The organism is Vibrio splendidus (assembly GCF_024347615.1).
Lineage (GTDB): Bacteria > Pseudomonadota > Gammaproteobacteria > Enterobacterales > Vibrionaceae > Vibrio > Vibrio splendidus.
On record NZ_AP025509.1, the window covers coordinates 1,143,104 to 1,157,993 of the forward strand.

General features: G+C 44.6%; 10 protein-coding genes. 6 read left to right on the forward strand and 4 right to left on the reverse strand.

The features are described from left to right. Nucleotides 1–96: 96 nt before the first annotated feature. Complete coding sequence (locus OCU90_RS22345; protein WP_061022112.1) at nucleotides 97–1,050, reverse strand: LysR family transcriptional regulator; 954 nt, start codon at nucleotides 1,048–1,050, stop codon at nucleotides 97–99. Between the two features lie 141 nt (nucleotides 1,051–1,191). Between OCU90_RS22345 and OCU90_RS22350 the strand changes: the two genes are divergently transcribed. Both OCU90_RS22350 and OCU90_RS22355 read left to right on the forward strand, forming a co-directional pair. Then, nucleotides 1,192–2,790 carry an isocitrate lyase gene (locus tag OCU90_RS22350; RefSeq protein WP_061022113.1) on the forward strand — a complete coding sequence of 533 codons (1,599 nt, stop codon included), beginning with the start codon at nucleotides 1,192–1,194 and terminating at the stop codon, nucleotides 2,788–2,790. A gap of 254 nt (nucleotides 2,791–3,044) precedes the next feature. Beyond that, nucleotides 3,045–3,623 (forward strand): hypothetical protein, encoded by a 579-nt coding sequence (locus OCU90_RS22355; RefSeq protein WP_061022115.1) that lies wholly within the window; start codon nucleotides 3,045–3,047, stop codon nucleotides 3,621–3,623. A gap of 122 nt (nucleotides 3,624–3,745) precedes the next feature. Here OCU90_RS22355 and OCU90_RS22360 read toward each other — a convergent pair whose 3' ends face one another. Further along, nucleotides 3,746–4,138, reverse strand: coding sequence for a cystatin family protein (locus OCU90_RS22360; RefSeq protein WP_061022117.1), 393 nt, complete (start codon nucleotides 4,136–4,138; stop codon nucleotides 3,746–3,748). A gap of 222 nt (nucleotides 4,139–4,360) precedes the next feature. Continuing rightward, on the reverse strand, nucleotides 4,361–6,808 hold the full coding sequence (locus tag OCU90_RS22365) for a M9 family metallopeptidase (protein WP_061022120.1): 2,448 nt from the start codon (nucleotides 6,806–6,808) through the stop codon (nucleotides 4,361–4,363). Between the two features lie 460 nt (nucleotides 6,809–7,268). Between OCU90_RS22365 and OCU90_RS22370 the strand changes: the two genes are divergently transcribed. Together OCU90_RS22370 and luxN are read left to right on the forward strand one after the other, a co-directional pair. Beyond that, on the forward strand, nucleotides 7,269–8,540 hold the full coding sequence (locus tag OCU90_RS22370) for an acyl-homoserine-lactone synthase (protein WP_061022123.1): 1,272 nt from the start codon (nucleotides 7,269–7,271) through the stop codon (nucleotides 8,538–8,540). After that, entirely contained in the window at nucleotides 8,533–11,139 is a 2,607-nt protein-coding gene (luxN, locus tag OCU90_RS22375) for a quorum-sensing autoinducer 1 sensor kinase/phosphatase LuxN (protein ID WP_061022125.1), read from the forward strand. The genes OCU90_RS22370 and luxN overlap by 8 nt, the downstream gene beginning before the upstream one ends. A 150-nt stretch (nucleotides 11,140–11,289) precedes the next feature. Here the strand turns inward: luxN and OCU90_RS22380 are convergent, their stop codons facing one another. Continuing rightward, a complete protein-coding gene (locus OCU90_RS22380; protein WP_004731949.1) occupies nucleotides 11,290–12,216 on the reverse strand; it encodes a LysR family transcriptional regulator in 927 nt (308 codons plus the stop codon). 130 nt (nucleotides 12,217–12,346) lie between these two features. Between OCU90_RS22380 and OCU90_RS22385 the strand changes: the two genes are divergently transcribed. Together OCU90_RS22385 and OCU90_RS22390 are read left to right on the forward strand one after the other, a co-directional pair. Beyond that, entirely contained in the window at nucleotides 12,347–13,135 is a 789-nt protein-coding gene (locus OCU90_RS22385; protein WP_004731951.1) for a hypothetical protein, read from the forward strand. Between the two features lie 106 nt (nucleotides 13,136–13,241). Further along, nucleotides 13,242–14,753: a DUF1214 domain-containing protein gene (locus OCU90_RS22390; protein ID WP_061022128.1), complete on the forward strand. Its 1,512-nt coding sequence runs from the start codon at nucleotides 13,242–13,244 to the stop codon at nucleotides 14,751–14,753. Nucleotides 14,754–14,890: the final 137 nt, after the last annotated feature.

Below are 14,890 nucleotides of genomic sequence, written 5' to 3' on the forward strand. Positions count from 1 at the left end.
TACGTTACTAGATTAAACTTACGCAACGGACATAAATTTAGCTAATTTATGCCAGTTATACTGGATATTCACAAAAAAAATACCCTACAAACTGTGTTATTCCGTCACGCCACTCTCGATTTCATTAGCGACACTTTTAATCAAGCGACGCATCCACTGATGGTCTGGATTGGTTTGTAACAATGGACTCCACGCCATCTTCACCTCAAAGGGTTCAATCGCAAATGGCGCAGGCTTGATCAACAATCTAGGGTTATTGCGCTGCAGTTGAGCCGCTTTGGTTGGAATGGTCAGGATCAGATTCTTTTGTTGTGCGAAGAGAATCGCCGACAAATAGTGTCGAGTAAACACCGTGATATTGCGCGTTTTACCAATGCGCATTAATGCTTCATCTATCCAACCTAGCTTTTGCGCCTCGCTTGGGTTGATCCCAACTCCGGTTCCCATTCCGGTCTTACTTACCCAGATATGTTGCGCCTTTAGATAAGACAAAATATCGAAGTTGTCGGCTATTGGGTTGTCACAACTAAATAGACAAGAAAACCCGTCGTGCCAAAGGCTCATCTGATGGAACGACTGTGGAATATCGTCAAAACGGTTGATGATAATATCAACAGTGCCTTGCTCTACATCCTGATAACTCACGTCACTTGGCGTCATGATATCCAGTCGTATTTTCGGTGCTATCTCGCTCAATTTTTTCAATAGCGGCTGAATAATAGTCGACTCAGCATAATCACTCGCCATGATACGAAACACGCGTTCACTGTCTTCTGCATTAAATTCCGTGGTCGGCTGCAGTGTCTTCTCTACATTAACCAAAATGTTTCGAATCAATGGCTGCAACTTATGTGCTCGTTCAGTCGGTATCATCCCTTCACTGGTTCTCACCAACAGCGGGTCTTCAAACAGATCACGCAATCGGCGCAGGCCATTACTCATGGCTGGCTGAGTAATACCCAGTTGATTTGCTGCACGCGTTACGTTTCTTTCACGTAGCAACATGTCTAAATACACAAGTAAATTAAGGTCTACACGAGCAATATTCATAAGAAAAATACCGAATATAATAACTATAAATTAACAAAATTATCACATACATGGTTATTCTTTGTCCATGGTTAGATTTAATCCAAATCAAATGACCTCGCCAAATTGGCCAACATGTCCACGTGAAACTAAGGAATAGTTATGTCGCAAATTACACAAGATATCGAAAAGATTGAAGTTGCAAAAAGCGCTGCTGGTGCTCCATGGGATGCAATTAACCCTGAATCTGCAGCCCGTATGCGAGCTCAAAACAAATTCAAAACAGGTCTGGATATTGCGCAATACACGGCAGATATTATGCGTGCAGACATGGCGGCTTACGACGAAGACAGCTCTCAATACACTCAGTCTCTGGGTTGCTGGCATGGTTTCATCGGCCAACAAAAGCTGATTTCGATTAAAAAGCACTTTGATGGCAAGACAGACCGTCGTTACCTATACCTTTCAGGTTGGATGGTCGCGGCACTTCGCTCTGACTTCGGTCCACTTCCAGACCAATCAATGCATGAGAAAACCTCGGTTGCTGGCCTAGTAGAAGAGCTATACACCTTCCTACGCCAAGCAGATGCTCGTGAACTAGGTGGCTTATTCCGTCAACTAGATGCGGCACGTGAAGCTGGCGATGTGAATCTACAAGACCGAATCCAAGACAAAATCGACAACCACGTAACACACGTAGTGCCAATCATTGCCGATATCGATGCTGGTTTCGGTAACGCAGAAGCGACTTACCTAATGGCTAAGCAGATGATTGAAGCGGGCGCATGTTGTCTACAAATCGAAAACCAAGTAGCCGATGAGAAGCAATGTGGTCACCAAGACGGCAAAGTAACGGTTCCTCATGCTGACTTCCATGCAAAACTTCGCGCACTTCGTTACGCTTTCCTTGAACTAGGCATCGACAACGGCGTTATTGTTGCTCGTACCGATTCACAAGGTGCAGGTCTAACAAAAGAAATCGCCGTAGTGAAAGAACCTGGCGACCAAGGTGATATCTACAACTCATACCTAGATGTTGAAGAGATCGATGTTGCTGATATGGCTGAAGGCGATGTTTGCTTCAACCGTGACGGCAAGCTAGTTCGACCTAAGCGTTTGCCTTCAGGCTTATACCAATTCCGCGAAGGTACAGGTGAAGACCGCTGTGTATTCGACTGTATTGAAGCAATCAACGCGGGTGCTGACCTTCTTTGGATTGAGACTGAGAAACCACACATTGGTCAAATCAAAGAGATGATGGATGGCGTACGTGAAGTTCACCCTAACGCTAAACTGGTATACAACAACTCTCCATCATTCAACTGGACGCTAAACTTCCGTCAACAAGCATACGATGCACTGGCAGCAGCAGGTAAAGATGTATCAGCTTACGACCGTGCAAGCCTAATGAGTGCGGAATACGACGAAACGGAACTGTCTGCAAGCGCTGACGAGAAGATTCGCACATTCCAAGCCGATGCATCACGTGAAGCGGGTATTTTCCACCACTTGATTACACTACCTACATACCACACTGCAGCGCTGTCTACTGACAACCTTGCGAAAGAGTACTTCGGTGACCAAGGCATGTTGGGTTACGTTGCGAATGTTCAACGTAAAGAAATCCGCCAAGGCATTGCATGTGTTAAACACCAAAACATGTCTGGTTCAGACATGGGTGATGACCACAAAGAGTACTTTGCTGGTGAGAATGCACTAAAAGCAGCAGGTGAAGCGAATACATCAAATCAATTTGATTAATCGCTAGCACTTTTGATTAGTCGCTAAGACTTTTGATTAATCGCTAACACTAAAGCCTCCCCCGCCCTTCTCTGTCTTACTTAGGTAAGATCCGGGGGAAGGCTTTGAGATAAAGCTACTACTGCCAGCTTTATCTCAAAGCCTCAGATTTGTGTTCCACACCACGGTTAACCGAACAACTTCTGTTTAAGCTAACTGTATCCATATTTGTTTATATTCCTATTTGTTGAGATTCTTATTTTTTGAGAGTGCCTATGACTTCAATACCGACACACCTACAAGATGCAAAAACACTGTTATCAGAAAATGGTTTCGCAACGGGTGATACTTGGTATCACGGCACATCTTCAGCTTTACTCGCGTCTATTCAAGGTCAAGGGCTAAAGCGCTCTGGAGACAAAGCGCTCAATGAAGCCGCTTCAAAAACCATGGCGACCATCGGTAACAACTACACCGAATCGGTTGAACCAGTGTTTCTCACCCAGAGCAAAGAACTGGCGTATTACTGGGCTCAGCAAACCATTCGCGAGCGCAGCACTCGTTTTGAGGGTGAAGAGCAACCTATCGTGTTAGCCGTCAATCTATCTGACAAACAACAAGCAAAAGTCAGACCGGACGTTGGCGCAATGAGCTTATTGATGATGAGTGTTGGCGAGCAATTCATGACTCACTTGACTGAGATCTATCAAGAGAACGACATTGCAGGCCCCGACATTGAGCTTCGCACAGCCGATCGCATGGACTATCTGAATAAACTTGGGATGGCCTACATTGATGAAGACATCAGCCGAGCTTGTGTTCAAAAGTTATCGGAACCCGCACTGGCAAACTAGTGACGTTTAAAAACGCCTCTAAGTAGAATAAAAATGGCTCCTAAATAGGAGCCATTTTTTATGTGCGAAGTTATTTACATGCTAGTTAATCAATAGACCAGTTAATTTCTGGACCAGTTAATCTATGGACACAGACGACCTTGCTGTGCAGGTTGCGTCATTTCGATGTCACCTTGTAGCGAGCGATAAACAACGGTATTCCACACTTCACCATTATCCATTTCAAACTCAATAGCGTAGTTCAAACCCGCGACAACCTGAGTTCGAACACTCAAGATCTGTTTGAGCTTGGCAGAGGTGTTCATTTGGCCAAGAACGACGTCTAACGCTTGCTTAGCTTGTGGTGTGATATCACTTTGCGACCAACCACCCGTCAGATTTTTAGTGCTACAAATCGGATTCGCATTCTCTTGTGATTGAACTGGAACCTCAGATTTCTGACTGCATCCGGCTAACACAGCGACACTAAACAAGGTTGCTACTCCAAGTAATGATGTTAATCGTACTTTCTTCATAAATTCTCTCTACCTCTGTCATTCACGAGGCGTTACCCGCAATGATGTTTCATATGCAGACAAGCTTAAACCTCGAATGTCATCACTTCATCAGAAATTATGCTGTAACGATCCCCTAAACACAGAACACTGTCAGAAAAACAAAGCCGAGCACTCATGCTCAGCTTTTTATCTCAATGGCTTAAATATCATTGATGATAAAAAGCCATTGAGGTTAGTGTCTTAATGAAAGTACACCAACATCTCGACATCATCCCCTTGCTGTTCAGCACTGAGTAAGAAGTGCACATAGCCTTCTTCTGTTACAGGGATTTGTAGGTACTCATTGCTACCACGGTAATCAGACGCATAGTCATGTTGCCCTGCCGTTGGCCAATATGAGTGACTGGCGAACAGATCAACGTTGCCTCGATTTGGTTGCTCAGTATTCTTATCGTTCAACCACACTCGAACCTCTTGTACGCCCTGTGGTACATAGACTGCTGCATAACGTCGTTGGTGCACAGTCAATACTTGAGCCTGACCGGATTCCAATACTACAGGCGTTAAATCATCTTGTTCTTGTGTTGGTGGTGTTGGCGTTTCTGTTTCTAGCGAAGCCAACAGTGCCACATCATTGAAATCGGTACGCCCCGCAATACTCATGTAGTAGCGTCCCGGTTTGATATAACCTGATGCCTCTGGTTCAAACGTCACATGCTCATTGCTGCCATTACCATATTGGCTGAATTCAAAATCATAGTAATGCGCCTGTTTGTTGTAACTCACGTAGAGGTCAGCATCACCTTGGCTTTGTCCTAGAGCATGACCTTCAATAGAAACCGAAAAATGCTTGGTGTTTTCTGGCACATCAACATAAAACAACTGCTCGCTATACGCCTCTCCGCTCAGCACCACGCTTTGGTTCGCGACAAGCACCGTGAACTTCTCGGTGGGATCAGTTGGCTCTCCTGGGTTCGGATCCGGGTTTGGTATTTCAGGCTCGGTTGAGACAGATTCTAACCAACGCTCAAACTCACCATTGTATTGTTGCCCAAAGACTTTCACTTGCTGCGCCCATTCGGCAAACTGACCAGAACGAGACAATGCCAATAAGCTTTCAACATCTTGCGGGTGTTCTTCCATCATAAAGCGCACCGCTAAGTAACCCCATCGGTAGATACGATTAGAATCGTGGGAGTAAGTGGTCGCAAACACATCCGACAGACTCATTTTTCCACTAGCAATCAAATTAATCGCGGCATCGTAGCCTTGCTGGTAATGCATGAACTCTGCAAAACCTTCTAGCCACCACACCACATAACCATGAGCCAAATTGTCACTAAAGGAACCATACTGGTTAAAGCGCGCATCGAGATAGTGAGTATACTCATGCTCTAAATTGAGAATAGAAAGGTCATCGCCATTGGCGTAACGGTAAGCCACGAAACGTGCCACGTTACCCACTTCAGCAGGGTTTCCTTCTAAATACTGACCGCCGTTATCGGTGGTGTTTCCAAACAAGAATGCAGAGTAATCGGTGTAGCTGCCTTTACTGCCAAATACCGCCACTTCAACGCGGTTGTTGTTATCGTCGGCTACAGGTTGTTGGCCCGTATTCGCCACTTGATGAAATTGTGCTTCTTTGGCCGCCAACACATCACACGCTTCAATGGCTTGTGACGCACTCAAGTCTTGAGATCGAATAATGGCAGGCCCTTGGCATTCATGACGATTAGGAAGAACGCGCATCGCTAAATCACGTTTTGCTTGCTCAAGATCCAATCCGTTTAAGCCTTCAGGAGCGTAATACCCCATCATCTCAACCGCTGCTAACCAAAGTTTGTCGTGCTCACTGCCAAGCGGGTTTTGTACCATCACTTGCTGCATAACTCGCAACGCTTTGTCTTTAGTTTCTTTGTTTGGGCTTGCAAGCAAGCGACCTGTTTCACGGACTGCGTTATAAACAAGAAAGCCGGCATCAGTATCCAGTGCCCATGAGTTATCACGAGCGAACGCTGCAAGTGTATCGATATGCTGAGTATGACTCGCCATATAATCGTAAAAATCATCTCTAGCCGCGTGACCAGCCATTGCTCGAAACAGATTGTTTAACCCGTCGACCCATTGTGAGTCTTGCGCGGTCTCACTATTGAAGTGGCTCAGTGCCGCAAGTTGTGCATCCATTGTGAGTGGCAGTTGCTTTACGTTATCAACCATTAGCGTCAGGCTTTTCATTGCGCCAACTTGTTCACGACCTTGGTTTAGCGCATTAGGATTAGTAAGGAAGGCAATGGTTGACTGAGCAAACCGCTGGCTCAACGCTTCACTGAAGTCTTGTGCTTGTGCGTTATAGCGAACGTAATAAGCCGCGCGAACAAACTCACCAAGGTTTTCTAGCCTACGAGCTTGTTCAGGTTCGCCTCGATAACGGGCTATTTCTAGGTTCAGCGTAAATTGAATGCGACTTAAGCTCGCTTCGCTGTAGATATTGTTCAATGAACTTTCATCTGCCGAGAACCAAGCGCTATAACAAGCGTTGTCTGCTGCTGAAACTGAAGAAACGAGATCAGATGCCTGTTGAAGATCAGCAACATCACATTGATTTTCGGCAAAAGAAAAACTAGAAACACTGGCGATCATGCAAGCAAGCGCCAAACGATGACGTGGGAATAAACGGGGATGAGACATACGACACTCATTAGTTAATTGTATATTTAGGGTCGCCGTTATATTCCTTACAACTAACAAGGTGAATTTACTTGCATATGATTTATGAGATTGGTTCAAAAAATAGATATTTCACGTTATTTTATAAATTCAAAAGTTTATGCTCGACTTAACTACACTTGGATCAAATACAGGAATAACCAACACAAACTGTTGATAGTAATGTATTTTATTCTTACATGATTTAGTCAATATATGACAAGCCTATGTTGTTAAGGGGCCGTGCAAGTAGTAGAATCTCGCCCGATTATGCAACTTATCCCTCAAGTAATAGGCTCAAGTAATAGGCTCAAGTAAAGTTACGGCAGACTCGCTCCAAGTAACATGACTCAAAAAAAATACTAAAAAAATTTGTGTCCTGTAGACAGTGCAGATCGAATAAAAATAATTATATAAACCTAAGCTAGGTTCGGTTAATCAAATGAAAATAACGTCGTCTTTAGATTCACTGTTGGCTAGCAGTCTGTCTATCGAAATAAAACAGCGAGCTCTGATAGAGCTCGTCATCAGTACCTATCAGCCACAAGAGCGCACTGCTCTTTTCCAAAGCGTGACAGAATATCGTAGAAGCCAGTTAGAATTGTTTTTCCCTGAGCATCAAAACAAAAGCTATTCGGTATTGTTTGAGGTGATGGACTACCGCGATCTGATTCTGCGCTATCCAAACACACTATCTGCAGAGGTTGATCTTCTAGAGCAGGCCGTAGGCCAGTGCTACATGCATTGGTTAGATTTTTGGTGTGAATGTGAAATTGCCGCAATCAAAGCAAAATCGCCATTGAACACCAAGTCCCCTTCTTCTGTTGATCTGCCCATTAAAGATAGTGCCTACTACGGTGCAATCGTTGAACACATCGAAGATGCTCAACTTGTAGTGCAAACGCCCTGTCACCCACAAGGAATGTCAATCAGCGATGCCATTGCTTTAAGCAATCTTGAGGTGTTCATCAAGGGCGAGAAATGGTTTGAGATGCTGCCTTTATTACACCTTTCTCAGGCAGGTAAGCATTTTATTCTACTCAAACATCCAGTTGATGAAGCCTTTCCGACACTGGTTTCCTCTGCACTGATTCAAGATTGGTCAAAGAGTGATACGTGGTTAAGTTACGCGCCCCCGTTCAGCAATGAGCAATGGCACTACTGTTTACCCAATCACGGTTACGACGAACTGGCGAAGCTACAACTTTTCACACCGCCTACACTGTCAAAGTGTTACTCTCTGCCAGAATTTGACCAGCAATTCCAGTTACAATTGTCTGCTAAATACGCCCTATGTGAAGTACTGCGTCTGACAGTCAGTGGTAAGACTCAACAAAAGCTCTATTTCCTCTATCTTGCTCAAAAAGAGCTGATGAGTGTCTTACACCAAATAGGGTACAAAATCGGCTTCACTATTATCGAGCAACCTTTCATGCTTCAGTTTTATCAAACTATTGAACCCAATGCGTACTTCCACTCAGGGTATTGCGAATTAAATGATGACGGCACAACAATTTATCGTGGGTTCTGGAATTTCGAGATGATGGTAAAAGCATTCAATGACATCGATTTTCGCAGCTACAAAAGCGCAGTGCGTGAGAGCAGAAAGCTAAGCTCACTAGAAAAATTGAGTTCTGCGGAAAAAACGATCTCAGAAAAAAAAGCAAGGGCGGTATTAAAACCGAGTTCGGTAAGAAAGGATGAACATGTTTGATTTTGGCCTAGAGGCGATCATCTATGCAAAAGCAATCACGCTGCTTGCTACCGTGGCTGTGGTTGTTATGTGGTTGCTCTATTATTGCTACCGCCTAAAACAAAAGAACGAAGTCATTGCGGGGACACACCATGCCCCGTACATCGCCTATTCGATCTGTATTGTTGCGTGGATCAGTAGCAACGCCTATTTCCATACCGATTTATTGCCAGAACTTGGGGCCTCGGCCGCTGTGTTCGCGGCAAAGTTTGCCAACCTCGCCTCTTTCTTTGCGTTTGCCTTTGCCTATTACTTCTCGTGCAAACTCGCAGCCGAACAACGTAATGGTAAGGTTCATGCGTGGCAGCAAGCCATTTTTGTCACACTGACTGTCTACTCCTTCTTTATCAATTTAAGTCCGGGGTTAACCGTTGAACATGTCACGATTGCTGGCCCAAGCCAGTTCGTGATCGAGTTTGGCACACACACACCGTACTTCTTTATCGGGATGATCAGCTTCGTTGTCCTGACGCTATTCAACCTCGTGGCCATGCGCGCCAACAGCAGCAAGCTTACCTTAGCCAAAACCAACTACATGATCGCGGGCATCTTAGTGTTCATGCTGTCTACTGCGACAATCCATCTAGGTATGACCTACTTCTTGCGTGACTTCTCACTCACTTGGCTGCCACCAGCCTTGTCGATCAGTGAGATGTTGTTCGTTGGCTATGCTCTACTGACCTCTCGCTTCTATAGCGTGAAATACCTTGCGTACATGAGCCTAAATACGTTGTTGGTGTGTGCAATTTTGGTGATACCTTTTGGCGCGATATTTATCCCACTGACAGACGATAACCAATGGCTCATTGCTATCCCGATCTGCGCGGTTATCGGCATCACTTGGCATTTACTCTACAAACGTGTGAGCAACTACGCCTCCTTCTTTATCTACGGAAACAAGAAAACGCCAGTACAACAGATCCTCGCGCTAGAAGAGGATTTCAAGCTATCAATTGATGATGCAATGCGTCGTTTGGGTAGCCTACTGCAAATTCCAGAAGATAAGCTACGTCTAGTGAACAGCAACTACAACGAAACCTTCTACGAAGATTATCTGTCTACTAACAAGTCCGTTTTAGTGTTCGATGAGTTGTCTCAGGAGCTTGATTACACCGCACCAGCCAAGCGCTCAATCAAAGCCCTGTATGACAAAATGAGCTCCAACGATACCGCCTTGGTGATGCCTCTATTCGGCCAGGGTAAATCGGTCACGCACTTGTTAGTATCGTCACACAAGAGCAACGATCAGATGTTCTCTAACGAAGAGATCTCTGCCCTGCAAACCTTGTTAACTCGAGTACAAAGCACTATCGAAGCCGATAGACGTATCCGCCAAAGTCGTGCCCTTGCTAACTCAATCGCTCATGAAATGCGTAACCCACTGGCTCAAGTGCAATTGCAATTTGAACTATTAAAACAGCACATTGATAATCAAGCTCCAGCGAAACAGATCTTACTTGATATTGAGAACGGCCAAGCTGCGATTCAACGTGGTCGACAGCTGATTGATATCATCTTGCGAGAAGTCAGTGATAGCTCACCCGAGCATGGACCAATCACCATGACCTCTATCCACAAGGCCGTGGATCAAGCCGTCAGCCATTATGGCTTTGAGAACGAGAAGATCATTGAGCGAATTCGTTTACCACAACATGCTGATTTTGTCGCAAAACTGAATGAAACCCTATTCAACTTCGTTATTTTCAACCTGATACGTAACGCGATCTACTACTTTGACTCTTATCCAGACAGCCAAATTGAGATCAGCACCAAAACTGGGGCTTACGAGAACGTCCTCACATTCCGTGATACCGGCCCCGGCATTGACGAAGCCATCGTTCATAAGATCTTTGATGACTTCTTCTCTTACCAAAAAAGCGGTGGTAGTGGTTTAGGTTTAGGCTACTGCCAACGTGTAATGCGTTCATTTGGTGGCAAAGTTGAATGCCATTCCAAACTTGGCGAGTTTACTGAGTTCCACCTGTACTTCCCTGTTGTGCCCAATGCACCCAAAGCAGACGCACTTCGTACACCTTACTTCAATGATTGGAAAAGTAACCAAGCCGCAACTGAAAACAAAACCAACGTAGACGCTAAGCCAGACAACCAAGCGGCAACGCAAAATTCAGAACCAACAAGCACGCTAACCCCAGGGAATCATTTGGCTCCAACCGTGCTTATCGTCGATGATAAAGAAGTACAACGCACGCTTGTTCAAATGTACCTGAGCCGACTTGGCGTAAATAGCTTACAAGCCAAAAACGGTGAGAATGCCGTCGAGCTGTTCAAAACACACAAGGTCGATTTGATCTTAATGGACGTACAAATGCCGATAATGAATGGTTTTGACGCCAGCCAAATTATCAAGGCACGCTCTCCTCAAACACCAATCATTGCTTTGTCTGGCGAATCAGGACAACACGAGTTAGATATGATCAGTAAACTGATGGATGGTCGCCTAGAGAAGCCAACCTCTTTGAAGGCACTGCAACACGTACTGGACAACTGGCTAGAGAAAGGCTGGGCGTCAAACGCCTCTAAAGAAACAGAAAGTGAATAGCTAACTGCGAACGGTTAAGCGAATCAATGGTTAAATAGTTAATAGTTAATAGTTAATAGTTAATAGTTAATAAAAAATGCCCTCAAGAGATGTATTGAGGGCATTTTTTTGGTCAACTCATTGAATCTATTAAAAAATCACAGTTAAAGCTTACTGATGGTTGGCTTCAACCATCGCCGTTTCGATCAAATCCAGTAACCATTTGTATTTAGCAGAGTGTTGGTTTTTCTTATGAAGATAGGCAAATACCTCCATTTTCTCTGCATCTTCTTCTAATCCTTCAATCACAATCGAGCGCAATACTCCCTTGTGCTGTTCGATCACCGGAGGCATGCAGGGCGCGATCATATTGGAATGCTTAATCGTTTCTATTAACCCCACAACTGACGTCGTTCGAAGCGCCATATTAATCGATTTACCTTGGCTTAAAACTTCTTCTTCCAATCGCGAGTGTTTGTTTTGATCGAAGTAAGCAAGGTCTACATGCGCAAATGGAAAGGACAACAAATCATCGATCTGTGCTACATCCTCTTTAAAAGGATGGTCGACTCTTACTGCCAATACAAATTTTAGGGTCACGAGAGGCACGGCAATGATCTCGGCGGGCAGGTTTTCAGCTTCAAAGTGAATAACAAAATCAATCTCGTCACTCTTAAGTCTTTCCAGTGAATCTTGGGAGCTAGTATGACTAATCAACCTCGAAAGTGGACTTTCATCTGAGAGTTGATGAAACAGAGAGGGTGTTAACCAAGGCAAAAGATGCGGGTTCGCCTCTATCTTAAAGTCTTCGCTTAGTTCGGCAGGAGTAAACTGTTTACCCTCTTCTATCGCCGTGACCAACCCGTCCAATAATGGAAAAACACGTCGATACAGTTCATCAGAATAAGGCGTCGGGAGAAACTGCTTATTGGACAAAACAAATAGCTCTTCACCTAACGATTCCTTAAGCTTTTTGACGCTTTGGCTTACCGCTGGTGTCGAGACAAACAGCTTTTCAGCTGCTTTGCGCAAGCTTTTTTCCTGATATACCACCACAAACACTTTCAATAAGTTCAAATCGACATTATTCAGTTTCATACCCAAACCATAAATCAATACTTAACGAATGGTTAAGTTTATATGAATTAACTTAACGATGTCCACTTTGTATAGTTACCTCACCTTCACGCAGTACACGGAAGTAGTGAGATAAATTTATGAGGCATCTATGTTATTACAACGTTCAATCCTTTCTCTAACTCCTTTGTTTCTGGCAAGTGTCGCTTTCGCGGAAGAAGCCGAAATTCAAGATATGTCAGATCCGTTAGCCGTCTATACACAAGGTGGCTTCGGTTACACAGACAAAGGCTTAAACCTGAAAATCGGGCAAACCTATGACACTGGTAGCGATACGACCATGGGTATGAATGTCTTCGAAGTCAAAGGCATCGCTGGTGAAGCCATTGGTTGGAATAACCGAGGCGCAGATGACAGTATCGATTCGATTCGTTTCAGAAACTTCGGCGTAGACTTAACCAATGGTCGAGGCACACAAGTCGATATGTCTTGGGATTTCGATAGTAATCAAGGTAGTGCGTCATACAGCTTTATACAAGCTCTTCCACAAATGGGCATGTTTAATTTCTATCCGCTTGCGGGTGTTGGTGTTGCTGCAGGTGAGGAGTTGGTTGAAGGCTCTGGAGGCAACCTCGACGCGGATCAACTTCGTGATCGCTACAACATGCACGGTACTTTCTACGTGGCGGGTATGTACGCAAAAATGCAACTTACCGACAAGATTTGGTTGAACTATAACCCTATGTATTTAGGCACGATGTCTGGTTCATCAACGTTCAAAGATTATGGATTCGAGGGCAGTGATTCTGTACTCGCACATGAGTTTGCTGCGAGCTACCAGATTAACCCAAGGGCGAACGTTCGTTATTTTGCAAATTGGACAGAAAACACCAGTATCGAAGACGGTGATCACCGCATCGAATTTAACTATCAGTTTTAAGCAGTCACTTTCTGCTTGGATGAGCTCTTTCAGTTTGAACCAATGATTTCTGTTCGACGAGCCACTCCCGTTTTGACGAATAATTTTGATTTTTTGAGGACATATTATGAATATGATATCTAAAGCCTTTGTTGGTAGTTTCACTTGCCCATTACGCTCAGCTGCCATGCTAGTTTCTGTAACAGCCTTGTTTTCAGCCACAGCGATAGCAGGCAACGGTGATGCGACAGAAACGATCCAAACGCGTGCAGGTGACTTTACTTTCGAAACCGACTTTCTTCATGGCATTCCAACACAAGAAAGCTCAGCAAAACTGTTTGAACTGATGGACTATCAACGCGCGTCACAAGCTTACATTTGGTCCGTACCTTTGGTGTCAAACTACGCATGGAAACAAGCCTATGCCGACATGGGTGCAGAGGATGGTCAAATTACTTATGTTGAGTCTCATGAATCTAAGCTAGGAGGCTTAACTTACAACACCTCTACGCCTTATGCGATTACTTGGTTTAACGTAGAGAAAGAGCCCGTTGTTATAGAAATTCCCACAAATGAACTGCGTGGCGCGGTACACACCATGTGGCAAATCGGTATTTCACAGATGACCGAACCGGGTGTCTACGTGGTAAAAGCGAAAGGTTCTGAAACGCCTAGCAACTTGCCAAAAGGCGCAAAAGTATTTGAGTCTGATACCAATAATGTTTTCTTGGGTGTTCGCTTAATGGCTAAGTCAGATCAACAACGTATGAAAGACTTAGAAGCATTAAAAATTACTGACCTTAACGGCAAGCCGCTCAGTAGCAAAGGCGTGAACTTCCCTGAACGTGGTGACGATGCTAAGCACCCACGTGGTATGGCATTTTGGGAGACGTTGAATGAAGCGATCCAAGCCGAACCTGTAGCAGAGCGCGACCGCATAATGCACGACATGTTACGCCCACTAGGTATTGAAAAAGGCAAAGCATTTACTCCATCAGATCAGCAGCGTGACATCTTAGAACAAGCGGTAATCATGGGTGAAGCTATGGTCAAAAACATCGATTTCAACAAAACCGAACGTCTACCACATGCGGCTTACGGTAAAGAAGGGAATTCGTGGGAAATCGCAACGGCTTCAACACCAAACCAAGACCGTCACTATGGTATGGACCTCGATGGACGTGCAGCTTGGTTTTATGAAGCCGTCACTAACGACATTGCAATGCATGGGTTTGAGAACGGCGGTTGGGGACAGATCTACCTAGACAACTACCGTGACGACAATGGCAAAGGGCTAAATGGCAGTAACCACTATACTTTGACACTAGATGGAGATGTAAATTTCGCCGATTTGTTCTGGACAATTACTGTCTACAACGTAGAGAACCGCGCCATCATCGACAACGATATTGAACGTGCCGACGTGGGTTCAAACATCGAAGGAACAGTTAAAGATGCGCAAGGTAATTACACGTTCCACTTCTCGCCAACTAAGCCAGCGGGCGTTAATGAAGCGAATTGGGTGCAAACCCGAGAAGATGAAAACTGGTTTGTTTACTTCCGCGCTTACTCACCAAGTAAAGCGTTTGTAGAGCAGCAGCCTGAAACCTTGTTGCCTAACTTTAAGCGTGTGGACTGATCATCTAGAGCGAATCACAGATCATTTATCTATGCGTCTAAAAACTAACAGGCTCATAGAGCAAAACAAAAGAGGAGCCTCAGGGCTCCTCTTTCTCTTTTCTATCTTCATCTAGCAGCCAAATAAGCTCTTAATCG

What these genes read in the sequence shown, in the direction of transcription:
- OCU90_RS22365 (WP_061022120.1), bottom strand. Translation starts at nt 6,808, where the DNA reads ATGTCTCATCCCCGTTTATTCCCACGTCATCGTTTGGCGCTTGCTTGC.
- luxN (WP_061022125.1), top strand. Translation starts at nt 8,533, where the DNA reads ATGTTTGATTTTGGCCTAGAGGCGATCATCTATGCAAAAGCAATCACG.
- OCU90_RS22370 (WP_061022123.1), top strand. Translation starts at nt 7,269, where the DNA reads ATGAAAATAACGTCGTCTTTAGATTCACTGTTGGCTAGCAGTCTGTCT.
- OCU90_RS22345 (WP_061022112.1), bottom strand. Translation starts at nt 1,050, where the DNA reads ATGAATATTGCTCGTGTAGACCTTAATTTACTTGTGTATTTAGACATG.
- OCU90_RS22385 (WP_004731951.1), top strand. Translation starts at nt 12,347, where the DNA reads ATGTTATTACAACGTTCAATCCTTTCTCTAACTCCTTTGTTTCTGGCA.
- OCU90_RS22350 (WP_061022113.1), top strand. Translation starts at nt 1,192, where the DNA reads ATGTCGCAAATTACACAAGATATCGAAAAGATTGAAGTTGCAAAAAGC.
- OCU90_RS22390 (WP_061022128.1), top strand. Translation starts at nt 13,242, where the DNA reads ATGAATATGATATCTAAAGCCTTTGTTGGTAGTTTCACTTGCCCATTA.
- OCU90_RS22355 (WP_061022115.1), top strand. Translation starts at nt 3,045, where the DNA reads ATGACTTCAATACCGACACACCTACAAGATGCAAAAACACTGTTATCA.
- OCU90_RS22380 (WP_004731949.1), bottom strand. Translation starts at nt 12,216, where the DNA reads ATGAAACTGAATAATGTCGATTTGAACTTATTGAAAGTGTTTGTGGTG.
- OCU90_RS22360 (WP_061022117.1), bottom strand. Translation starts at nt 4,138, where the DNA reads ATGAAGAAAGTACGATTAACATCATTACTTGGAGTAGCAACCTTGTTT.